Genomic DNA, 22,558 nt, shown 5'->3' on the forward strand with positions numbered 1-22,558 from the left:
GGCGGCCCTCGGGCTCACGGCCGGATCGGCACGGCCGTTCGGGTGGTCGGTCAGCCGTCGATGCGGTGGGTCGTCCAGAACGAGGTGAGGTCGACCGTCGTGGCGGCCTGGGCGGCGGCCTTGAACTCCGCGGTCGTCGAGACGCCGTACCAGTGCGAGGCGGCGTAGTTCTTGAGCAGGTTCTGCATCGCCGTCGTGCCTATCACGCGGCGCAGGTCGTGCAGCGCGCACTTGCCGTAGGTGTAGACGACGGTCCCGTACCGGCTGGAGTGGGCGTCCCAGTAGGCCATCGAGTTGCTGATCTTCTCGGCCGAGGACTGCCAGGTGACGTTGTTCCAGCAGTTGGTGCCCTGGATGTTGTTGTACAGGTCGGTCGCGTAGTCGGTGAACGACTCGTCCAGCCACGGGCTGTTGTACTCGTCGTCGCCGACGATGCCGTACCACCACTGGTGCGCCAGCTCGTGGGCCAGGGCCGTGGAGCTGATCACGTCGAGCACGAAGCCCGGGTACTCCATGCCGCCGAACCAGAAGTTGTTGTCCAGCACGACGTCCGCCTCGCCGTACGGGTAGGCGCCGAACCGCCCGGCGTGGGCGACCAGCGAGTTCTTGGCGGTCGTCATCATCGAGCTCGCGCTGCTCGCGCTGATCGCGCTCGTGCGGTACACGTTGACGGTGACGCCGGTGGTCGTCGTGCTCGTCGTCTTGACGAACGGCCCGGCGGCCCACGCGAACTCGCGCACCTTGTTCGCGGTCGCGGTCGTGATCGTACGGCCCGACGCGCCGGGCGTGTCGACGGAGGTGCCGGTGGCGGGCACCAGCAGCGAGGTCGGGTGGTCGAGGGTGACCTTGAAGTCGCTGATCAGGGCGTAGAACGACTCGCCGTTGTTGGTGTACGGGTCGAGGTGCCATCCGGCGCCGTCGCGCACCGCGAGGACGGGCAGGGCGTTGCCGATGAAGTTGTAGGAGCCGTCCCGGCCGAAGCGGTCCGCGCCCGCGGGCACCACGATGCTCAGGTCGAACCCGATGGACGCGCTCTGGTTCTGGCCGAGCGGCGCCGGCAGCGTGATCTTCAGCGCGGTGCAGCCGACGGACAGCGCGGACGGCGTGCCGCCGGTCACGTTCGTCACGGTGATCGGCGTGGACGGGCAGGCGCCGTGGGCGTTGTCCCAGAGCCGCAGGTAGACCTCGGGCATGGGGTCGGCCGACGGGTTGCTGAAGGTGACGCTCTCGTGCCCGGTCCAGGTGCTGCCCGCCGCGTTGCTGGTCAAGGTCACCGTGTAGGACGGTGCGGCGGGAGTGCGGGTGGCGTCCAGCGCGAACGCCGCCGGTGGACTCCCCCAAACCAGAACAAATGCCGCTGCAAGTGCGGAAAACAGGAATCGTCGCACCATCGGGACGGATCTCCTTTCGAGCCCCAAAACCCCTGCGCTGCCGTCGTGAACGTAACTGCTAGTCAAATGCCAGTCAACGAGCAATCTCCTGCACACGGCCGTAACGTGAGAACGCCTTGATGGTTTGCTCACATGATCTCCGCGACGCCCGCGTCCCGCCCCGGGCCGAGAGGCTGCTGTGGCCCGCCACCGCGGGCGCGGTCGCCGGGCAGTCCGCAGAGGATGGCCGACCCGGCGGCTGTACGACGGCACGGGCGCGTCCGTGCTCGACCGTGAGATCGACGTGACCCCCGAAAGCGTCTTCCCCAACGGCCCGGACTGTGGCGCGGAGGGACCCGAGGCGGTCGTCGTCGCGGGGCAGACCGGGCTGCGCGAGGCGGCCTGAGCCGGGCGCCGGGCCGCGCGGGTGGCTCCGAGCGCCCGCGGCCGCGTGCGGGCGGCTTGCGGATAGGGTGGCGGGCCATCGGAGGAAGGAAGCCACCACATGATCCACATGCCGGGCATGGCGGTCACCGACCACCATTTCAGCGTCCCGCTCGACCACGCCGACCCGGACGGGCCCGCCGTCACCGTGTTCGCCCGCGAGGTCGCCGACCCCGTCCGGACCGGGGACGACCTGCCGTGGCTTCTGTTCCTCCAGGGTGGCCCCGGCGGCAAGTCGCCCCGCCCGACCCGGCCGGACGGATGGCTGGCGCACGCGCTGCGCACCCACCGCGTCCTGCTGCTCGACCAGCGTGGCACCGGCCGCAGCACCCCCGTCACCGCCGCGACCGCCGCGCGGCTCGGCGACGGGCTGGCCGCCTACCTGCGCCACTTCCGCGCGGACGCGATCGTCGCCGACGCCGAGCACATCCGCCGCGCGCTGTGCGGGGACCGGCCGTGGGAGACGCTCGGGCAGAGCTACGGCGGGTTCCTGACGCTGACGTACCTGTCGCAGGCGCCCGAGGGGCTGCGCGCCTGCTACGTGACGGGGGGTCTCAGCGGGCTCACCGCCGGGGCCGACGAGGTGTACGCCCGCACCTACCCCCGCGTGCGCGAGAAGGTCGAGCGCTTCTACGCGCGCTATCCCGGCGACGTCGCCACGGTCGCGGCGGTGGCCGGCCACCTCGCCGCCGGGGACGTTCGGCTTCCCGACGGCGACCGGCTGACCGTCCGCCGGCTCCAGACGCTCGGCATGCTGCTCGGCATGGGCGACGGCGCCGAGCGGCTGCACTGGCTGTTCGACGAGGCATGGGACGGCGCCGCGCTGTCGGACACCTTCCTGCGGCAGGTCATGGCGCTGACCTCGTTCGCCGAGACCCCCCTGTACGGCGTGCTCCAGGAGGTCATCTACGCCCAGGGCGGCGCGCCGACCGCGTGGGCCGCCGAGCGGGCGCTGCGCGACCACCCCGAGTTCGCGCCGGGCGCCGAGCCGCTGCTGTTCACCGGCGAGATGTTCTACCCGTGGATGTTCGAGGAGCTCTCGGGCCTGCGCCCCTTCGCCGAGGCGGCGCACGCGCTGGCCGGGACGCGTGACTGGCCGGCGTTGTACGACCCCGCGCGGCTCACGGCGAACACGGTGCCGGTGGCGGCGATCGTGTACCACGACGACATGTACGTCGACGCCGAGCTCTCGCTGCGGACCGCCCGGTCGGTGGGCAACCTGCGGTACTGGGTCACCAACGAGTGGGAGCATGACGGTGTGCGCGCCTCGGGCGACCGCGTGCTGTCCCGGCTGATGGACATGGCGGCGGGCCGGGTCTGACGCCGGCGGCGGCAGGGGGACGGCGGCCCGGGGGAGGGGGGTCCCCAGGCCCCGTTACGGGTGGCGGGCGGAGTTTCCCGGGTCTTCATCTGACGGCTATTTGAGTCAGAATATTTTATGCAAAATGGACATATATCGCTGCCCATTGGCGAGGGGCGGTACATGTGAAGGACCTGGACGAGGCCCCGGCGCCGCGAATCAGCGGTGGCCCCGGCGAACCGGGCACGGCCGTCGATGACGCGTTGTCCGCGCACATCGGCGCACTGAGCGACAGGGGCGTCAAGGTCCGCGTCCTGGACCGCGCCGAACATCCGGTGGAGGGCGAGGACGGTCCTCACACCGCCGTATACGTCGAATGCGAGATCGGCGGTACCATTCTTTGGGGCGTCGGAATCGACTCCAACAGCACCGTCGCTTTGTTCAAGGGCGTCGCGAGCGCGCTCAACCGGGCGTATCGCACCTGACGGTCACCTGCACGTGAGCCTCCTGACCCGCCTGCTCGCCGGCTCCCGCGGCTGACCACCCCCCGGGCCGGCGGGCCGAGTCCGAAGTATCCTCCTGGGGAGACGTGGTTCACCGAGGAAAGTCTCTTAGTTCCCCGCTAAGAGAATTGGGATGGGACGTCAATGCCGGAGAACTCCCGTTCGCTGCTGCTCGCACGGATCCAGGAGGCCATGCGGGCCTACACCGCCGGCACCGTGCTGGTGAGCCAGGCCATAGCCGAACAGCTGGGGCTGAACGCGACCGACGCCCGCTGCCTGGACATCCTGGGCAGGACCGGGCCCATCACGGCGGGGCAGCTCGCCGAGCTGACCGGCCTCACGACCGGCGCCATCACGGGCGTCGTCGACCGTCTGGAGAAGCCCGGCTACGTCCGCCGGGTCCGCGACGCGGAGGACCGCCGCCGCGTGATCATCGTGCCGGTCCCGCAGAACGAGCTGCCGATCCACGCCTCACTGGAAGCCACGGGCCGGCGGGTGGAGGAGCTGTTGGAGGCGTACGACGACGACCAGCTCGCCGTGATCCTCGACTTCCTCAGCCGCTCGGCCGCCATGACCCCGTCCGGCATCCCCGGCATGCGCGACGTGACCGGCCACGTCGCCGTCCGCGGCGGGTAGCGCGCCACCGCAGTGCCCATGATCGTGCCCACCGCCGTGCCCACGGTCCGCGCTCACCGTTACACCGCCGTCTGGATGAATGTTTCATCGAATCCGCGTGTACGGCGGGGCCCGCGGACGTAACCGCCGTCATGTTTCCCGAGGCCAGCGGGCGGAAGCGGCGTCCAGGGCGAAAGCGGGCCTGCCGGTGAGCCGGGCCCGGGTGCAATGTGCTGTACATCCTCCTGAAACAACCTGACTATGGGAGCGCTCCCACCGCCGGATGTCGAGCGGGGCGCTGCTTGGCCGTCTCAAGAAGGCGGCGGACCCATAAGTTTCATGAGGGAGAAAACAGACGATGGGACCCCACAAGAGTTCCTGGCGTCGAGCCTTCACGGCGGTGGCAGTCCTACTGCTCTCCGCCGTCGGGCTCGCCGTCAGCCAGACCTCGGCGCACGCCGCGGTCGCCTGCGAGGTGACCTACCAGAAGGCGTGGGAAGGCGGCAACGGGTTCGGCGGCAACATCACCATCAAGAACCTGGGCGACCCCCTGACGTCCTGGGCGCTGACCTTCGCCTTCCCCGGAAGCCAGCAGGTGACCCAGGGCTGGACCGCCGACTGGACGCAGTCCGGGAGCAACGTGACGGCCCGGAGCCTGTCCTACAACGGCGCCCAGGCCACCGGCGCGTCCTGGACCATCGGCTTCAACGGCACCTTCAGCGGCACGAACACCAACCCGAGCACGTTCGCCATCAACGGCACGACGTGCACCGGCCAGGGCGGCCCCGGCCCGCAGCAGGGCCTGGTGGTCACCCCCACCTCGGTCAGCGTCCCCGAGGGCGGCACCGCGACCTACTCCGTGAAGCTGGCCGCGCAGCCCACCTCCAACGTCACGGTGACCTCGACGGCGGGCGCCGGTGACACCGACATCACGGTCTCCGGGGGGTCCAGCCTGACCTTCACCTCGGCGAACTGGAACACCGCGCAGAACGTCACGCTGGCCGCCGCGCAGGACGCCGACACCACCAACGGCTCGCGCACGATCACCGTGGCGTCCGCCGGGCTGACCTCGGTGTCCGTGACCGCGACCGAGGCCGACGACGACTCCGGCACCGGCACCCAGTCCCTCGTCGTGACGCCCACCGCCATCTCCGTCCCCGAGGGCGCCACCGCCACCTACTCCGTGAAGCTCTCCCGGCAGCCCACCGCGAACGTCACCGTCACCTCGACGGCCGGCACCGGTGACGCCGACCTCACCATCTCCGCCGGGGCCAGCCTGACCTTCACGACGGCCAACTGGAACACCGCACAGAACGTGACCGTGGCGGCCGCGCAGGACGCCGACACCACCAACGGCTCGCGCACGATCACCGTGGCGTCCGCCGGGCTGACCTCGGTGTCCGTGACCGCGACCGAGGCCGACGACGACGGCGGCACCCCCGGCACGCACGTGGACAACCCGTACGCCGGCGCCACCGGCTACGTGAACTCCGACTGGTCGAGCAAGGCCGCCGCCGAGCCGGGCGGCTCCGCCGTGGCGAACATCTCCACCGGCGTGTGGCTGGACCGCATCGCCGCCATCGCCGGCTCCTCCAGCGCCAAGGGCCTCGCCGCGCACCTCGACGCCGCCCTCCAGCAGGACGCCGCCAACGGCAGCACGCCGCTGACCATCCAGTTCGTCATCTACAACCTGCCGAACCGCGACTGCTCCGCGCTGGCCTCCAACGGCGAGCTCAAGATCTCCGAGAACGGCCTCAACCGCTACAAGACCGAGTACATCGACCCGATCGCCGCGATCATGGGCCAGTCGAAGTACTCGCAGCTCCGCATCGTGACGATCATCGAGATCGACTCGCTGCCGAACCTCATCACCAACACGAACATCGCCGCCTGCCAGGAGGCGCAGCAGAGCGGCGCCTACGTCCAGGGTGTGCAGTACGCCCTGAACAAGCTGCACGCGATCCCGAACGTCTACACCTACATCGACGCCGCCCACCACGGCTGGCTCGGCTGGGACACCAACTTCGGCCCGGCCGCGCAGCTCTTCGCCAGCACGGTCCGCGGCACCACCGCCGGCTTCGCCAGCGTGGACGGCTTCATCACCAACACCGCCAACTACTCCTCGCTGACCGAGCCGTACTTCACCATCAACACCACGGTGGGCGGCCAGACGGTGCGCCAGTCCCGCTGGGTCGACTGGAACTTCTACGTCGACGAGCTCAGCTACGCCCAGGCGTTCCGGCAGCGGCTCATCAGTGAGGGCTTCGCGTCCAACATCGGCATGCTGATCGACACCTCGCGCAACGGCTGGGGCGGCTCCGCGCGCCCGAGCGGCCCGAGCACCTCCACCAACGTCGACACCTTCGTCAACGAGTCCCGCGTCGACCGCCGGATCCACGCCGGCAACTGGTGCAACCAGAGCGGCGCCGGCCTCGGCGAGCGTCCCCGCGCCAACCCGGCCACCGGTCTGGACGCCTACGTCTGGATCAAGCCCCCGGGCGAGTCGGACGGCTCCAGCTCGGAGATCCCGAACAACGAGGGCAAGGGCTTCGACCGGATGTGCGACCCGACCTACACCGGCAACGCCCGCAACGGCAACAACCTGACCGGCGCGCTGCCGAACGCCCCGATCTCCGGCCAGTGGTTCTCGGCCCAGTTCCGCCAGCTCCTGGCCAACGCCTACCCGCCCGTCAACTGATCCTTCAGCCCTGAACCAGCCCTGAACAGCGTGCCCCGCCACAGCCGTGGCGGGGCACGCTGCGTTGATGGCCGCGTCTCCGGCACGGCGTGTCCGGGCGCCCCGCAGGCCAGGCGGGACCGTGGGCGCGGCCCGCGCCATGGATGCCCGAGATGGATGGGGGACAGCCACGAGGCGCACGGGCGCCGCGGCCGGACCACTCCGGCCGCGGCATGCCATGGCCGGCCGCTGTCCCCCTGAGCGCGGCGACGGCGGAGCCCGGCCCGAACGCGCTGTACGGCACCCTCCAACGACCCCTGAACGGGGCGCGTCGCGGGTGACCGGCCATCGCACGCCCCCACGCCACTGGTCTTCCCTGACGTGCGGCATGTATCCGCAGCTCATCGGCATAAATCGGCCTATTGGAGGCATTGGTTGTACTGTGGAAATCGTTGTAGGTCTACAAGCATCTGGGGGCCCCGTGACCGGACCGAGCCGCCGCCGGCGCCTCCTGATCCTGTCGATCTGCTGTATGAGCCTGCTGATCGTGGGGCTCGACAACACCATCGTCAACGTCGCCCTGCCGGCGATCGGGCGCGACCTCCACGCGGAGGTCTCCGGCATGCAGTGGACCATCGACGCCTACGTCCTCACGCTCGCCTCCTTCCTGCTGCTGTCCGGCTCGACGGCCGACCGCGTCGGGCGCCGGCGCGTCTTCCAGATCGGTCTCGTGGTGTTCGCGGCCGGTTCGCTGCTGTGCGGGCTCGCGCCGTCCACGGGCTGGCTGGTGGCCTTCCGGGTGCTCCAGGCGATCGGCGGCTCCATGCTCAACCCCGTCGCCATGTCGATCATCACCAACACCTTCACCGAGCCGCGGGAGCGGGCCCGCGCGATCGGCGTCTGGGGCGCCGTGGTCGGCATCAGCATGGCCCTCGGCCCGGTGGTGGGCGGGGCGCTCGTGGGGTCGGCCGACTGGCGCGCCATCTTCTGGATCAACGTGCCCGTGGCCCTGGCCGCGCTCGTGCTCACCGCCCTGTTCGTCCCCGAGTCCCGTGCTCCGCGCCCCCGCCGCGTCGACCCCGTCGGGCAACTGCTCGTCATCGTTACGCTCGGCTCGCTGACCTACGGCATCATCGAGGCGCCCGGCCTCGGCCTTCGGTCCCCGCTGATCGCCGGCGCCTTCGTCCTCGCCGCGGCCGCGCTCGCCGGCCTGCTCGCCTACGAGTCCCGTCGCCGCGACCCCCTCATCGACCTGCGCTTCTTCCGCAGCGTGCCGTTCTCGGGAGCCTCGGCCATCGCCCTGTGCGTGTTCGCCGGGTTCGGCGGGTTCCTGTTCCTCAACACGTTGTACCTGCAGGAGGTACGCGGGCTGTCGCCGCTCGCGGCCGGCCTGTGCACGCTGCCGATCGCCGCAATGACCGTGGCGTTCGCGCCGCTGTCGGGACGTCTCGTGGCCGACCGGGGGGCGCGGGTGCCGCTGGTCGTGGCGGGGCTCGGCATCGCGGCGGGCGGGCTCATGCTGACGCGGCTCACCACGAGTACGTCCCTGCCGTGGCTCCTGGCCGGCTACGCCGTCTTCGGCCTAGGATTCGGCATGGCGAACGCGCCCATCACCAACACCGCCGTCTCCGGTATGCCACGTACGCAGGCGGGGGTCGCCGCGGCCATCGCCTCCACCGGGCGTCAGGTCGGGCAGTCCCTCGGCGTCGCCGTCGCCGGGTCGGTGCTGGCCTCAGGCGTGGCCGGGCCGCTCAGCGCCGATTTCCCTCGGGCCAGCCGGGCCGGGTGGTGGATCGTCGCCGCGTACGGGGCCGTCGTGCTCGTCCTCGGCCTGCTCACCACCGGCAGGTGGGCGCGGGACACGGCCGCCCGCACCGCCGCCCGCCTCACCGCCGACGACACCAGAACGCCGGTGCCCCGATGAGCCACGATCCGTCCGCACCGTCGGGACCGCCTTCACCGCCTGCACCGTCGCCTGCACCGGCGGCACCTGCCGGGGCCTCGGCGCACCCGTCCGACGCGGTGCCCTTTGGGAAGGCCGTGCCCTCGGCGGACGCGGTGCCCTCGGCCGAGGCTGACGACGCGGGCCGACCCCCGGCGGACACCGCGGACCTGGCCGCGCGGGTCTGGGCCGAGATGCGGACGATGGTGCTCGACCTGTACGACCGGCGCAAGGAGGTCTGCGCCGCGCTCGACATGAGCTTCATCAGGGCCAAGGCGCTGCGCCACCTCGCCGCCGCGCCGATGACCGAGCCGATGACGATGCGGCGTCTGGCCGCCGAGCTCGTCACGGACGCCCCGTACACGACGGTGGTCGTGGACGACCTCGTACGGCGCGGGCTGGTCGTGCGGGACGTGCACCCGGACGACCGCCGGCAGAAGATCGTGACGGTAACGGCCGAGGGTGCGAAGGCGGCGGCGCTGGCAGAGTCGATCTTGACCGAGCCGCCTCCTCCGCTCCGCACCCTCGACCCCGCCGACCTGGCCGCGCTCCACCGGATCCTCACCGCCCTCGCCCGTCGGTGAGATCCGCCCGGCAAGCCGGGACGGTGGCCGCGGCAGGTCAGTGGTCGCGGTGGGTGATCAGGTGGGCCAGCGCGCGCAACTCGGCGGCGGTGCGCGCGGCCGGGGACGCGGCGGCGAGGTGGCCCAACGCCTCGCGCAGCAACTCGCCGGCCTGCCGCAGGCTCCAGGCGCGCCCGCCCGCGAGCTCGACCAGCTCGGCCGCGCGCACGAGATCGGGACCCGACGGCGCCTCCTCGCGCCCGTACAGCGAGGCCAGCTCGTCGCCGGCCGGTGATCCGGACGTGAGTGCCGCGACCACGGGCAGGGACTTCTTCCGGTTGCGCAGGTCGGAGTGGATGGGCTTGCCGGTCACCGCGGGATCGCCCCAGATGCCGAGCAGGTCGTCCACGACCTGGAACGCCAGGCCGAGGCGGTCGCCGAACGCCCGGAGGTGCTCGACGCGCTCGGCGGCGGCACCGCCGAACAGGGCGCCCAGGGAACAGGACGCGCCGAGCAGGGCACCCGTCTTGCCCTCGGCCATGCTCAGGCACTCCTGGAGGCCGACGTCGTCCCGCGTCTCGAAGGAGGTGTCGGCGCTCTGGCCCTCGATCAGGTCCAGGACGGCGGCGCCCAGCAGGCGCGCGCCCTCGGCGGCGGCTGGATGCCCGCCGTCGGCGAGGACCTCGAACGCCAGCGTGAGCAGCGCGTCGCCGGCGAGGATCGCCCCGCTCACCCCGAACAGGCTCCACGCGGTCGGGCGGTGCCGCCGGGTGACGTCGCCGTCCATCACGTCGTCGTGCAGCAGCGAGAAGTTGTGCACCAGCTCGACGGCGACCGCGGCGGGGACCGCCGTGCCGGGGGCGGCGCCGACCGCCTCGGCGGCCAGCAGCGTCAGCGCCGGGCGGACGGCCTTCCCGCCGCCACCGGTGGCGGGAAGGCCGTGCTGGTCGAGCCACCCGAAGTGGTACCCCGCGATCCGCCGCATCGACGGGGGCAACGTCTCGACGGCGGTCCGCAGAGCGGGACCCACCTGGTCACGGCTCCAGGCCAGCACTTCGTCCGCCTGCCGGCCCGTGGTCATCACCCTGGCCATGCGCGCCCCTTCCGTCCGAGTCCGGACCCGGCACGCTGGGGGGAGGGCGCGCCGGGGAAGATTCTCATCGACTTCATCACATTTACCGGGGTCGATCTCTGCCATGTGCACGTAAACCTGGCGCCCTGACCGAACGGCGCAGGCGAGCGCGGAAACGGCCCGGCGTTGATCCCCGCTTCTCGTGGCCGGTGGCCGACCCAGTGGCCGATTCAGTGGCCGATTTCGACGTTCTCCAGGATGCCGAGCGCGTCGGGGACCAGGACGGCGGCGGAGTAGTAGGTGGAGACCAGGTAGGAGATGACCGCCTGTTCGTTGACGCCCATGAAGCGAACGGAGAGCCCGGGCTCGTATTCGTCGGGGAGACCGGTGTAGTGCAGGCCGATGACGCCCTCGTCCTCCTGCCCGGTGCGCATGACCAGCACCGAGGTCGTGCCGGCGTCGCTGATGGGGATCTTGTCGCAGGGAAGCAGGGGGACGCCGCGCCAGGACGCGACGGTCTGGCCGTGGAGCTCGCTCGTCTGGGGGTAGATGCCCCGGCGGCTGCACTCGCGGCCGAACGCCGCGATGGTGAGCGGATGGGCCAGGAACAGGTGTGACCTCCTGCGCCTGCACAGCAGGTCGTCGAGGTCGTCGGGGGTGGGTGGTCCGGTGCGGGTGTGGATGCGTTGTTTGAGGTCGGCGTTGTTGAGGAGGCCGAATTCGGGGTTGTTGATGAGTTCGTGTTCTTGGCGTTCGCGGAGGGCTTCGATGGTGAGGCGGAGTTGTTGGTGGGTTTGGTTCATGGGCTGGTTGTAGAGGTCGGCGACGCGGGTGTGGATGCGGAGGATGGTTTGGGCGACGGAGAGTTCGTATTCGCGGGGGGTGGTTTCGTAGTCGACGAAGGTGCCGGGGAGGTGGGGTTCTCCGTGGTGGCCTGAGGTGATTTCGATGAGGGCTTCGCCGTGTTTGTTTTGTGGGGGTTTGGGGGTTTCTTGTTGTGTTTGGAGGTGGGTGCGGAGGGTTTGGGATTGGGCGAGGAGTTCGTTGAAGGCTTGGCGGGTGAGGGTGAGGGTGGTGGTGGGGGTGACGGCCTGGATGGTGTGGTCCCAGGTGGGGGTGGGTGTGGTGGTGGTGAGGGTGTGGTCGCCGTAGTAGTCGCCGTCGGCGAGGACGGTCAGGATGGTGTTGTCGCCGTAGGGGCCGGTGCCGATTTTGTTGACCTTGCCGTGGGCGATGAGGATGAGGCGGTCGGCGGGCTGGCCGGTTTGGGTGATGGTGTCGCCGGTGTCGTGGTGGGTTTGGGTGAAGCGGTTGGCGAGGGCTTCGAGGGTGGAGTCGTCGTCGAAGTGGCGGAGCAGGGGGAGTTCGCGTAGTTCGGGGGGGATGACGCGGATGTCGGTGCCTTGGCTGGTGAAGCTGAGGCGTCCGTCGCCGATGGCGTAGGACAGGCGGCGGTTGACGCGGTAGGTGCCGCCGCTGGTGTGGATCCAGGGGAGCATGCGCAGCAGCCATCGGGAGGAGATGTTCTGCATCTGTGGCTGCGACTTGGTCGTCGTGGCCAGGTTGCGCGCGGCCGCGGTGGCCAGGGCTTGTTGTGCCTGGGCTTGGTCGCCGCCCGGCCTTGTATCGGTTGTCTCGGTCACAACCCACACCAATCACTGAGGCGCCGCGAACCACCGGCCGGCGCGTTGTCGGGAGGAAAAGCGAGACCCCGGCGACCCGCCGGGCCGTGAGGCCGTGGCGGGTCCGCGGGGCGGTGAAACGCGGGGGCCGGTTCAGTGGCCGATTTCGACGTTCTCCAGGATGCCGAGCGCGTCGGGGACCAGGACGGCGGCGGAGTAGTAGGTGGAGACGAGGTAGGAGATGATCGCCTGCTCGTTGATCCCCATGAAGCGGACCGACAGGCCGGGCTCGTATTCGTCGGGGATCTCGGTCTGGTGCAGGCCGATGACGCCCTGGTTGTGCTCACCGGTGCGCATGAGCAGGATCTTGCTGGTCCGGCTGTCGGTGATGGGGATCTTGTTGCATGGCAGCAGCGGGACGCCGCGCCAGGACGGGATGGCGTGGCCGTGCAGGTCGGTGCTCTGCGGGTAGACGCCGCGGCGGCTGGCCTCGCGCCCGAACGCCGCGATGGTCAGCGGGTGGGCGAGGAAGAACGCCGGCTCCTTCCACACGTGCGCGAGCAGGTCGTCGAGGTCGTCGGGGGTGGGTGGTCCGGTGCGGGTGTGGATGCGTTGTTTGAGGTCGGCGTTGTTGAGGAGGCCGAATTCGGGGTTGTTGATGAGTTCGTGTTCTTGGCGTTCGCGGAGGGCTTCGATGGTGAGGCGGAGTTGTTGGTGGGTTTGGTTCATGGGCTGGTTGTAGAGGTCGGCGACGCGGGTGTGGATGCGGAGGATGGTCTGGGCGACGGAGAGTTCGTATTCGCGGGGGGTGGTTTCGTAGTCGACGAAGGTGCCGGGGAGGTGGGGTTCTCCGTGGTGGCCTGAGGTGATTTCGATGAGGGCTTCGCCGTGTTTGTTTTGTGGGGGTTTGGGGGTTTCTTGTTGTGTTTGGAGGTGGGTGCGGAGGGTTTGGGATTGGGCGAGGAGTTCGTTGAAGGCTTGGCGGGTGAGGGTGAGGGTGGTGGTGGGGGTGACGGCCTGGATGGTGTGGTCCCAGGTGGGGGTGGGTGTGGTGGTGGTGAGGGTGTGGTCGCCGTAGTAGTCGCCGTCGGCGAGGACGGTCAGGATGGTGTTGTCGCCGTAGGGGCCGGTGCCGATTTTGTTGACCTTGCCGTGGGCGATGAGGATGAGGCGGTCGGCGGGCTGGCCGGTTTGGGTGATGATGTCGCCGGTGTCGTGGTGGGTCTGGGTGAAGCGGTTGGCGAGGGCTTCGAGGGTGGAGTCGTCGTCGAAGTGGCGGAGCAGGGGGAGTTCGCGTAGTTCGGGGGGGATGACGCGGATGTCGGTGCCTTGGCTGGTGAAGCTGAGGCGTCCGTCGCCGATGGCGTAGGACAGGCGGCGGTTGACGCGGTAGGTGCCGCCGCTGGTGTGGATCCAGGGGAGCATGCGCAGCAGCCATCGGGAGGAGATGTTCTGCATCTGTGGCTGCGACTTGGTCGTCGTGGCCAGGTTGCGCGCGGCCGCGGTGGCCAGGGCTTGTTGTGCCTGGGCTTGGTCGCCGCCCGGCCTTGTATCGGTTGTCTCGGTCACAACCCACACCACCAATCCGTAGAGCATTGAACGGGGGGAACAAGGGATCGCTTGGATTAGTCCGGCCGGAGAGGCCGTGCGCAGTGAGATCGTGCCGCCGGCGTGAGGACGCGTGAATCGAATTCCGGCGCGGCGTCAAGTGATCGACGGGGTGCGAATCCGCGTCGCCGTTAACCGCTCGCCGGAATGGCCGAAAGAATGTCGTACATGAATGGTCGAACGCTACGCGGGCCGTTCGCCGCGATAGAGGAGCCGTCGGTTTGCCGTGGGGGGTTGACGTGCGGACGCTCTGTCGTGTGCGTGTTCTTCATGGTCGCCGGGCCGCTGCAATTATGCGGTGCCGATCTTTCGCGTGTCAATTCCGGGTCCACATCGGTTGACTCGGCGGTTTCCGATAGTGCGAATCTACCGAAAAGAAGGCCGACGCCAGATATTTCGGAACAGAGAGGCTGTTTCCGAATAGCTTGGTCAAATGCCGCTTATGCCGCACGGTCGGATGTCCGTAACCATGGCGGCCCCGGCGTCCGGCGGGCGAGGAGACCGGAGGGCGGGAAGCGTAGGCTCGTTGTGACGGCCCAGGTCCGCCCGGTGGCGACCTCGACGCAGAAGTCGCCGGCGGTGTCGCCGTGCGCAGGGTGGTCCGCCTCCGAGCACGTTAGGGGCCAGCCATGTCCGACCACCTGTTCCGCGACCGCAGAGACGCCGGTCGCGCGCTGGCGGGGCTGCTCGACCACTACCGGGGCGAGCCCGGCGTTCTCGTCCTCGCCCTCCCGCGCGGCGGCGTCCCCGTGGGTTTCGAGGTGGCCAGGGCGCTGGGGGCGCCCCTCGACGTCTTCCTCGCCCGCAAGCTGGGCGTGCCCGGCCAGGAGGACCTGGCGATGGGCGCGGTCGCCGGCGACGGGGTGATCGCGCTCAACGACGACGTCATCCGTGGCCTCGCCATCCCCGCCGAGGTGGTGGAGCACGTCGCCGACTGGGAGGGCCGCGAGATCCCCCGGTGGGAGCGGCACTTCCGGCAGGACCGCCCGCCGCGCCCGATCGAGGGCCAGGTGGTGATCCTGGTGGACGACGGCCTGAGCACCGGGGCCGGGCTGCGCGCGGCCGTCAAGGCGCTGCGCCGGTCGGGTCCGGCGCGCGTCGTGGTGGCCCTCCCGGCCGTCGCCCAGGCCACCTGCGAGGACTTGGCCGCGCAGGCCGACGAGGTGGTCTACGCGACCACGCCCTCGCCGTACTCCGCCGTCGACCAGTCGTACTGGGACTTCGCCGAGATCACCGTGGAGGACGTCCGGGACCTGCTGCGCGCGTCGGCGGCGTCGCTGCCCGCCAGGGCGTGGTCACCGGGCTCCGGGGACGTCACGGCCGTCCGCGCGGAGGCGTTGCCGACCGAGGGCGGCGTCCCGCACCCGAACGTGCTCGCCGACCTGGTCGGGGACGCGCGCCTGGTGCTCCTCGGTGGCGCCTCCCACGGCACGCACGAGTTCTACGCGGCCCGCGCCGCCATGACCCGGTGGCTGATCGAGGAGAAGGGCTTCCGCGGCGTCGCGGTGCAGGCGGACTGGCCCGACGCCTACCGGGTCAACCGGTACGTCCGGGGGTGCGGCCACGACACCACGGCCGAGGAGGCGCTGCGCGACTTCCGCCGATTCCCGGTGTGGATGTGGCGCAACACCGTGGTGCTCGGCTTCGTCGCCTGGCTGCGCGAGCACAACCACCGCGTTCTCGGGGAGCACCCGGACAAGGCGGGCTTCTACGGGCTGGACCTGTTCGGGACGCACCAGGCGATGCGGGACGTCGTCTCCCATCTGGAGGCCGTGGACCCGGCCGCCGCCGCGTGCGCGCGCGAGCGTTACGCCTGCTTCGACCACCTCGGCAGCGGCGAGGCCCAGGCGTACGGCTTCACTGCGGCCTGCGGGGCCGGGGAGGCCTGCGAGGACGAGGTGGTCCAACGCCTGGTCCACCGGCGGCGCGAGGCGCTGGGGTCGATGCGGCGCCAGGGGCTGCTCCACGAGGACGAGCTGTTCTTCGCCGAGCTGAACGCGCGGGCGGCGAAGTCGGCCGACGAGCACTACCGTTCGATGTTCGCCGGCCGGATCGCGTCCTGGAACGCGCGCGACCGGCACATGGCGGACACGCTGGACGCCCTCCTGGAGCATCTGAGCCGCCACCGGGGACGCCCGGCGAAGATCGTGGTGTGGGCGCACAACGCGCACGTCGGCGACGCCCGCGCCACCGAGGCGGCCTGCCGCGGTGAGATCAACCTCGGCGGGCTCGTCCGGGAGCGGCACGGGGACGACTGCCGCATCGTCGGCCTCACCACCTACACGGGCACGGTCACCGCGGCCGACCACTGGGAGGGCCCGGCCGAGCGCAAGTGGCTGAGACCGGCCCTGTCCGACAGCGTGGAGGAACTCTTCCACGAGGTCGGCGAGAAGGAGTTCCTCACGTCGTTCAGGACGGCGCCGCGCACGCGTGACGTGCTGGGCTCCGCGCGGCTGGAGCGCATGGTGGGCGCCGTCTACCGCCCGCGCACGGAGCGCAGGAGCCACTACTTCCGCGCCCGGCCGGCCGGCCAGTTCGACGCCGTCGTCCACGTGGACGAGACCCGGGCCGTGGAGCCCCTGGACGACACGGACCGCTGGGTCCAGGGGGAGCTTCCCGAGACCTATCCCGCCGGCGTCTGAGGAGGAGGACGCGATGGCAGTTACAGAAACCGTCTCGATTCCCGCGGCCGGGGTATCGCTCGACGCGGACGTCGTCGTGCCGCGGCCCGCCCACGGGGTGGTGCTGTTCGCGCACGGCAGCGGCAGCGGCCGGCACAGCCCCCGCAACCGCCACGTGGCGGCCGCGCTCCATGACGCGGAGCTGGCGACCGTCCTGGTGGACCTGCTGACCCCCGAGGAGGAGCGGGTCGACGCCCTGACGGCGGCGCTCCGGTTCGACATCGGCCTGCTGGCGGAGCGGCTGGTCGCGCTGGTCGACTGGGCGGGGCGGCATGGGCCGCTGGCCGAGCTGGGCGTCGGGCTCTTCGGGGCCAGCACCGGCGCGGCGGCGGCGCTGGTCGCCGCGGCGGAGCGGCCCGTCTCGGTCCAGGCCGTCGTGTCGCGCGGCGGCCGTCCGGACCTGGCCGGCGACCACCTGCGCCTGGTGCGCCAGCCGACCCTGCTGATCGTCGGCGAGCTCGACCCGGTGGTCATCGAGCTGAACCGCGAGGCCATGGAGCTGCTGGCGGGCGAGACCGCCTTCGCCGTGGTCGCCGGCGCCACGCACCTGTTCGAGGAGCCCGGAGCCCTGGACCAGGTGGCGCACCTGGCCCGCGACTGGTTCCGCCGCCACCTGAGGAGCGTGCCGCACCGCCAGGTGCACCCCTCGGCCTAGCCGCCCCCCGCCCGCCGCCGCGCGCGAGGAAGATCGTTGATCGGACGACGCAGGGCGTACCGGGGTGAGACCGCCCAGGTGCCGCGATCAACCCTTTACTCCATGTTGTCCGGCTTAGGGTGTCGGTCCCGTGCGTACGCACCGTAGCCTGGCGACTACGGTACATAACGGAGCGTACACATGCCTGTGACATCGAGCACGCGCCTGGCCGTCGGCGAGGCATTCGCCCGGCGGGACGCCGCGGGCCGCCGCCTGGCGGAGGACGCGGAGCGCATCGCGCGAGCATGTCGTGACATGGCGGCGAGGTTCCACCAGGGCGGCAAGCTGATCGTCTTCGGCAACGGAGGCGCGGGCACGGACGCCTCGCACGTCGCGGTGGAGTTCATGCATCCGGTCGTCGTGGGCAAGCGGGCGCTGCCGGCGATGGCCCTGGGCAACGACGCCGCCACGGTCACGGGCGTGGGCGCCCGCGACGGGTTCTCCGAGGTCTTCGCCCACCAGATACGGCACTGGGCGGACCCGGCGGACATCGCGCTCGGGATCTCGCCCGACGGCCGGTGTGCCAACGTCCTGCGCGGGCTGGAGACGGCCCGCGAGCTGGGTCTGTACACGATGGCCCTCGTGGGCGGCGACGGCGGCGCGTTGGCGCGGAGCCCGGCCGTCGGCCAGGCGCTGATCGCCAGGTCCTGCGACCCGGCGGTGGTGAAGGAAATCCACGTCACCACCTACCACGTCCTGTGGGAGCTGGTTCATGTCTTCTTCGCCCAGACCGTCCCGCCCGGGCCCGCCAGGACCCCGGCCGTCGAGCCCGAGACCGCCGCGCGCGGTGGCGCGGAGGCGGTGAGATGACCGGCCGCGTGGACCCGCGCGCGGACGCCTGCCCGACCTGCTCGGACGAGGCGCTGCCCGCCCGTGTGCTCCGGCTGACCGGCTCGGGCCTCGCGATCGTCCAGGTCGAGCGCGCCGAGTGCTCCGGGAGCGCCGAGGAGGCCGAGGAGCAGGTGAGCGTCGCGCTGGTCGACGCCGAGCCCGGCGACACGATCCTCGTGCACGCCAAGGAGGCCATCGCCGTGATCGCCAAGGCTGGCGGCGACGGACACGACCACGGACACGACGACGGACAGGGCCATGGCTGAGGAGGCGCGCACCGAGGCGGTGCGGCGCCTCTACCCGTTCCTGTACGGCGGCACGGACGCGCGCACCGGCGCGCCCCCGGCGGACGGCGAGCGGGCGCGCGCCGGCGCCGGCACCGACCAGATGCGTCGCGCGGCCGAGCACGCGATCTGGTCCACCGAGGTGAAGGCGGACGAGATCGTGCGGCTGCGCCACCAGGTGGGGGAGATGTACGCCGACCGGCTGGCCGTGTGCGCCGAGGAGATGGCGGCGAGGTTCGCCGCCGGAGGCAGGCTCTTCGCGTTCGGCAACGGCGGTAGCAGCACCGACGCGCAGGAGATGGCGACCTGCTACCTCAACCCGCCGTACGGCCGCCCGCTCCCCGCGCTGTCGCTGACCGCCGACGTCGCCGTGGTGACCGCGCTGTCCAACGACGTCGGATTCGACGTCGTCTTCGCCCGGCAGATCGCCGCGTACGGCCGGCCCGGGGACATGGCCGTCGGCCTGTCCACCAGCGGCGGCTCCCTCAACCTCGTGCAGGCGTTCCAGGAGGCGAGCCGCGTCGGCATGCTGACGGCCGGGCTCGCCGGTTACCAGGGCGGGCGGCTCGCCGAGCTGGCGGAGCTCGACGTGCTGGACCACCTGTTCGTCATCCCGTCGTCGTCGGTGCACCGCATCCAGGAGGCGCAGACGACGGTCTACCACGTGCTCTGGGAGATCACCCAGCGGCTGCTGGAGCCCGGCGACGGCGCGGGGCCGCCGCCGGGCGGGTGATCGCCCGTCGGGGCGCCAGCGGTGAGGCCTCGGCCTCATCGGAGTCCGGCCGAGGGCCGGGAGATCGGCGAGATCGGGGAGAACGGGGAGGCGATATGGCCACGACGGCAAAGGCATCGGGTGACGCGGCGCGCGAGCAGGACGAGCCCGTCGTCCACATTCTCTGGCTGAACGCGGGCATGAGCTGCGACGGCGACTCCGTCGCGCTCACCGCGGCGATGCAGCCGAGCATCGAGGACATCCTCCTCGGCGTCCTTCCCGGGCTGCCGAAGGTCGACGTCCACTGGCCGCTGCTGGACTTCCACAGCGGGCCGATGCAGGGCTCCGACGCCATGATCGAGTGGTACTTCCTGGCGGCCGAGGGCGGCCTGGAGCCGTTCGTCCTGGTCGTCGAGGGGTCGATCCCGAACGAGTCGATCAAGCAGGAGGGCTACTGGTCGGGGTTCGGCAACAACCCCGACACCGGCCAGCCGATGACCCTGCCCGAGTGGCTCGACCGCCTCGCGCCACAGGCCACCGCGATCATCGCGGCGGGCACGTGCGCGACGTACGGCGGCATCCACGCCATGGCGGGCAACCCGACCGGCTCGATGGGCCTGGCCGACTACCTCGGCTGGGAGTGGCGGTCGAAGGCCGGCGTGCCGATCGTCAACGTGCCGGGCTGCCCGATCCAGCCGGACAACATGTCCGAGACCATGCTGTACCTGCTCTACCAGCTCAACGGGCAGGCCCCGATGATCCCCCTGGACGAGGCGCTGCGCCCGACGTGGCTGTTCGGCCAGACCGTGCACGAGGGCTGCGACCGGGCCGGCTACTACGAGCAGGGCCAGTTCGCCACCGAGTACGGCTCGCCGCAGTGCCTGGTCAAGATCGGCTGCTGGGGGCCGGTCGTCAAGTGCAACGTCCCCAAGCGCGGGTGGATGAGCGGCATCGGCGGCTGCCCGAACGTGGGCGGCATCTGCATCGCCTGCACGATGCCCGGCTTCCCGGACAAGTTCATGCCGTTCATGGACGAGCCTCCGGGGGCCCGCGTGTCCTCGACGGTCAGCACCATGTACGGCGGCGTCGTCCGCAGGCTGCGCGACATCACGTTCAGGACAGTCGACAAGGAGCCGAAGTGGCGGGCCAAGGGCCGCGCGCTGCTGACCGGCTACAAGGCCCCGTGGAGCTGACATGACGACGTCACAGGAGCAGAACCGCGACCTGGTCGAGATGGCCTGGGACCCGATCACGCGGATCGTCGGCAGCCTGGGCATCTACGCCAAGATCGACTTCGCCAAGAAGGAGGTCGCGGAGTGCTACAGCACCTCGTCGATCTTCCGCGGCTACAGCATCTTCATGAAGGGCAAGGACCCGCGCGACGCGCACTTCATCACCAGCCGCATCTGTGGCATCTGCGGAGACAACCACGCGACCTGCTCGGTGTACACGCAGAACATGGCCTACGGGGTGCGCCCGCCCGCGCTCGCCGAGTGGATCATCAACCTGGGCGAGTCGGCCGAGTACATGTTCGACCACAACATCTACCAGGAGAACCTGGTGGGGGTCGACTACTGCGAGAAGATGGTCCGCGAGACCAACCCGGGCGTCATGGAGCTCGCCGAGCGCACCGAGTGCCCGCACGCCGGCGAGCACGGCTTCCGCACGATCGCCGACATCATGCGCTCGCTGAACCCGCTGGAGGGCGAGTTCTACCGCGAGGCGCTGGTGATGAGCCGCCTCACGCGCGAGATGTTCTGCCTGATGGAGGGCCGCCACGTCCACCCGTCCACGCTGTACCCCGGCGGGGTCGGCACGGTGGCGACGGTGCAGCTCTTCACCGACTACCTCACCCGGCTCATGCGCTACGTCGAGTTCATGAAGAAGGTCGTGCCGATGCACGACGACCTGTTCGACTTCTTCTACGAGGCGCTGCCCGGGTACGAGCAGGTCGGGCGGCGGCGGGTGCTGCTCGGGTGCTGGGGCTCGCTCAACGACCCCGCGTACTGCGACTTCACCTACGAGAACATGAACGCCTGGGGCCACAAGATGTTCGTCACCCCCGGCATCATCGTCGACGGCAAGCTCGTCACCAACGACCTGGTCGACATCAACCTCGGCATGCGCATCCTGCTCGGCAGCTCGTACTACGACGACTGGCAGGACCAGGAGCCGTTCGTCACCCACGACCCGCTCGGCAACCCGATCGACATGCGGCACCCGTGGAACCAGCACACCATCCCGCGCCCGCAGAAGCGCGACTTCAAGGACAAGTACAGCTGGGTCATGTCGCCCCGATGGTTCGACGGCAAGGACCTGCTGGCGCTGGACACCGGCGGCGGGCCGCTCGCGCGGCTGTGGTCCACCGCGCTGAACGGCAAGGTCGACATCGGCTACGTCAAGGCGACCGGCCACAGCGTCCAGATCACCCTGCCGAAGACGGCGACGCTCCCGGAGAAGACCCTGGAGTGGAAGATCCCGCAGTGGAACGGCGAGCCGCTGTCCAACGCGCTGGAGCGCAACCGGGCCAGGTCCTACTTCCAGGCCTACGCCGCCGCGTGCGCGGTGTACTTCGCCGAGCAGGGGCTGGACGAGGTCCGGCGGGGGCACACCCAGACCTGGGAGCCGTTCGAGGTTCCCGAGGAGGCGATCGCCGTCGGGTTCACCGAGGCGGTGCGCGGCGTCCTGTCCCACCACATGGTGATCAGGAACGGCAGGATCGCCAACTACCACCCGTACCCGCCGACGCCCTGGAACGCCAGCGTCCGCGACAGCTACGGCACGCCGGGTCCGTACGAGGACGCCGTGCAGAACACGCCGATCTTCGAGGAGAACCCGCCGGACACCTTCAAGGGCATCGACATCATGCGCACGGTCCGCAGCTTCGACCCCTGCCTTCCGTGCGGGGTGCACATGTACCTCGGCGGGGGCAAGGAACTGCGCAAGCTGCACAGCCCCCACGCGTTCGGTGGCGGCTGACCCGCCGGGCGCCGCGGCGCGCCCGGACAGTCAGGGCACGTCGCCGGCGCCCCAGGCCGGCGGCGTGGCCGCGCTCGACGTGCGCCGGGCGGGGGAGCGGGCCGAGGCGCTGATCGACGAGCTCGGCGCACTCGCCGACCCCGCCGCCCGGGGCAGGGCCGAGGAGCTGGTGCGCCTGCTCGTCGGCCTGTACGGCGCCGGCCTGGAACGGGTGATGGGCGTCGTCGTGGGCTGCGACGCGGCCGAGGTGCTGCGCGGGCTCACCGCGGACGACGTCGTGTCCGGCCTGCTCGTCCTGCACGACCTGCACCCGCTGGGCACCGAGGAGCGCGTCCGCGCCGCGCTCGACGGCGTCCGCCCCTACCTGGGGCTGCACGAGGGCGGGGTCGAGCTGCTCGGCGTGGACGACGGGGTGGTGCGGCTGCGACTGTCCGGGACCTGCCACGGGTGCGCGTCGTCGCGGGTCACCGTGAACGACGCCATCGAGCGCGCGGTGCTCGGGGCCGCGCCCGAGGTGTACCGGGTGGAGGTCGACGGGGTGGCGGACGCGCCGTCGCCGCTGCTGCAGATAGAGCGCAGGCCGCCAGGCCCGTGCCCGGTGCCCGAGGAGGCCACGCCATGACGCCCGACCGGGAGGCGGCGCCGGGGGGCGCCGTACAGC

The 22,558-nt window shown here is 70.8% G+C and carries 19 protein-coding genes and 1 pseudogene; 16 read left to right on the top strand and 4 right to left on the bottom strand.

The annotated features are described in order from the left end of the window. Positions 1 to 50 precede the first annotated feature (50 nt). Positions 51 to 1,274, bottom strand: coding sequence for a M1 family metallopeptidase (locus DQ384_RS26705; protein ID WP_220183139.1), 1,224 nt, complete (start codon positions 1,272 to 1,274; stop codon positions 51 to 53). 379 nt (positions 1,275 to 1,653) lie between these two features. On the opposite strand from DQ384_RS26705, the gene DQ384_RS43740 reads away from it, so the two are divergent. From DQ384_RS43740 to DQ384_RS26735, 8 genes and pseudogenes are all read left to right on the top strand, one after another. Further along, positions 1,654 to 1,776: a hypothetical protein gene (locus tag DQ384_RS43740; RefSeq protein ID WP_281274110.1), complete on the top strand. Its 123-nt coding sequence runs from the start codon at positions 1,654 to 1,656 to the stop codon at positions 1,774 to 1,776. A 99-nt stretch (positions 1,777 to 1,875) separates the two neighbouring features. Then, a complete protein-coding gene (locus tag DQ384_RS26710) occupies positions 1,876 to 3,135 on the top strand; it encodes an alpha/beta fold hydrolase (protein WP_342769456.1) in 1,260 nt (419 codons plus the stop codon). A 164-nt stretch (positions 3,136 to 3,299) separates the two neighbouring features. Then, positions 3,300 to 3,599 carry an alpha-isopropylmalate synthase regulatory domain-containing protein gene (locus DQ384_RS26715; protein WP_181871431.1) on the top strand — a complete coding sequence of 100 codons (300 nt, stop codon included), beginning with the start codon at positions 3,300 to 3,302 and terminating at the stop codon, positions 3,597 to 3,599. Between the two features lie 162 nt (positions 3,600 to 3,761). Then, entirely contained in the window at positions 3,762 to 4,253 is a 492-nt protein-coding gene (locus DQ384_RS26720; RefSeq protein WP_114031649.1) for a MarR family winged helix-turn-helix transcriptional regulator, read from the top strand. Positions 4,254 to 4,590: 337 nt separating this feature from the next. Then, positions 4,591 to 4,989: pseudogene (locus DQ384_RS44265) on the top strand (cellulose binding domain-containing protein); the annotation flags it as partial. Positions 4,990 to 5,304: 315 nt separating this feature from the next. Beyond that, positions 5,305 to 6,930 carry a glycoside hydrolase family 6 protein gene (locus DQ384_RS43995; protein WP_425451518.1) on the top strand — a complete coding sequence of 542 codons (1,626 nt, stop codon included), beginning with the start codon at positions 5,305 to 5,307 and terminating at the stop codon, positions 6,928 to 6,930. 460 nt (positions 6,931 to 7,390) lie between these two features. Then, positions 7,391 to 8,833 (top strand): MFS transporter, encoded by a 1,443-nt coding sequence (locus DQ384_RS26730; RefSeq protein ID WP_281274111.1) that lies wholly within the window; start codon positions 7,391 to 7,393, stop codon positions 8,831 to 8,833. A 116-nt stretch (positions 8,834 to 8,949) separates the two neighbouring features. Next, positions 8,950 to 9,435: a MarR family winged helix-turn-helix transcriptional regulator gene (locus DQ384_RS26735; RefSeq protein WP_245966791.1), complete on the top strand. Its 486-nt coding sequence runs from the start codon at positions 8,950 to 8,952 to the stop codon at positions 9,433 to 9,435. 37 nt (positions 9,436 to 9,472) lie between these two features. On the opposite strand, the gene DQ384_RS26740 is transcribed toward DQ384_RS26735, so the two are convergent. The 3 genes from DQ384_RS26740 to DQ384_RS26750 form a co-directional block, all read right to left on the bottom strand. Then, positions 9,473 to 10,507 carry a family 2 encapsulin nanocompartment cargo protein polyprenyl transferase gene (locus tag DQ384_RS26740; protein ID WP_114031652.1) on the bottom strand — a complete coding sequence of 345 codons (1,035 nt, stop codon included), beginning with the start codon at positions 10,505 to 10,507 and terminating at the stop codon, positions 9,473 to 9,475. A gap of 209 nt (positions 10,508 to 10,716) precedes the next feature. Then, entirely contained in the window at positions 10,717 to 12,129 is a 1,413-nt protein-coding gene (locus tag DQ384_RS26745) for a family 2B encapsulin nanocompartment shell protein (RefSeq protein WP_245966792.1), read from the bottom strand. A gap of 132 nt (positions 12,130 to 12,261) precedes the next feature. Further along, the gene (locus DQ384_RS26750; RefSeq protein ID WP_245966793.1) at positions 12,262 to 13,677 is read right to left on the bottom strand and encodes a family 2B encapsulin nanocompartment shell protein; all 1,416 of its coding nucleotides are present in this window, start codon (positions 13,675 to 13,677) and stop codon (positions 12,262 to 12,264) included. A gap of 668 nt (positions 13,678 to 14,345) precedes the next feature. On the opposite strand from DQ384_RS26750, the gene DQ384_RS26755 reads away from it, so the two are divergent. The 8 genes from DQ384_RS26755 to DQ384_RS26790 all read left to right on the top strand — a co-directional run bounded on the left by DQ384_RS26755 (position 14,346) and on the right by DQ384_RS26790 (position 22,519). Continuing rightward, positions 14,346 to 16,358: an erythromycin esterase family protein gene (locus DQ384_RS26755; RefSeq protein ID WP_114031655.1), complete on the top strand. Its 2,013-nt coding sequence runs from the start codon at positions 14,346 to 14,348 to the stop codon at positions 16,356 to 16,358. Positions 16,359 to 16,371: 13 nt separating this feature from the next. Then, a complete protein-coding gene (locus DQ384_RS26760) occupies positions 16,372 to 17,052 on the top strand; it encodes a dienelactone hydrolase family protein (protein WP_114031656.1) in 681 nt (226 codons plus the stop codon). Between the two features lie 180 nt (positions 17,053 to 17,232). Then, positions 17,233 to 17,901: a D-sedoheptulose-7-phosphate isomerase gene (locus tag DQ384_RS26765; protein WP_114031657.1), complete on the top strand. Its 669-nt coding sequence runs from the start codon at positions 17,233 to 17,235 to the stop codon at positions 17,899 to 17,901. Continuing rightward, on the top strand, positions 17,898 to 18,188 hold the full coding sequence (locus tag DQ384_RS26770; RefSeq protein ID WP_114031658.1) for a HypC/HybG/HupF family hydrogenase formation chaperone: 291 nt from the start codon (positions 17,898 to 17,900) through the stop codon (positions 18,186 to 18,188). The genes DQ384_RS26765 and DQ384_RS26770 overlap by 4 nt, the downstream gene beginning before the upstream one ends. Further along, complete coding sequence (locus tag DQ384_RS26775) at positions 18,181 to 18,939, top strand: D-sedoheptulose-7-phosphate isomerase (RefSeq protein ID WP_114031659.1); 759 nt, start codon at positions 18,181 to 18,183, stop codon at positions 18,937 to 18,939. Before DQ384_RS26770 ends, DQ384_RS26775 begins: the two co-directional genes overlap by 8 nt. Positions 18,940 to 19,034: 95 nt before the next feature. Beyond that, the gene (locus DQ384_RS26780; RefSeq protein ID WP_114031660.1) at positions 19,035 to 20,111 is read left to right on the top strand and encodes an NADH-quinone oxidoreductase subunit B family protein; all 1,077 of its coding nucleotides are present in this window, start codon (positions 19,035 to 19,037) and stop codon (positions 20,109 to 20,111) included. A gap of 1 nt (position 20,112) precedes the next feature. Next, positions 20,113 to 21,897 (top strand): nickel-dependent hydrogenase large subunit, encoded by a 1,785-nt coding sequence (locus tag DQ384_RS26785; protein ID WP_114031661.1) that lies wholly within the window; start codon positions 20,113 to 20,115, stop codon positions 21,895 to 21,897. Between the two features lie 64 nt (positions 21,898 to 21,961). Then, entirely contained in the window at positions 21,962 to 22,519 is a 558-nt protein-coding gene (locus DQ384_RS26790; RefSeq protein WP_220183141.1) for a NifU family protein, read from the top strand. Positions 22,520 to 22,558: the final 39 nt, after the last annotated feature.

The sequence above is a fragment of the Sphaerisporangium album genome, from assembly GCF_003323745.1.
GTDB classification, from domain to species: Bacteria; Actinomycetota; Actinomycetes; order Streptosporangiales; family Streptosporangiaceae; genus Sphaerisporangium; species Sphaerisporangium album.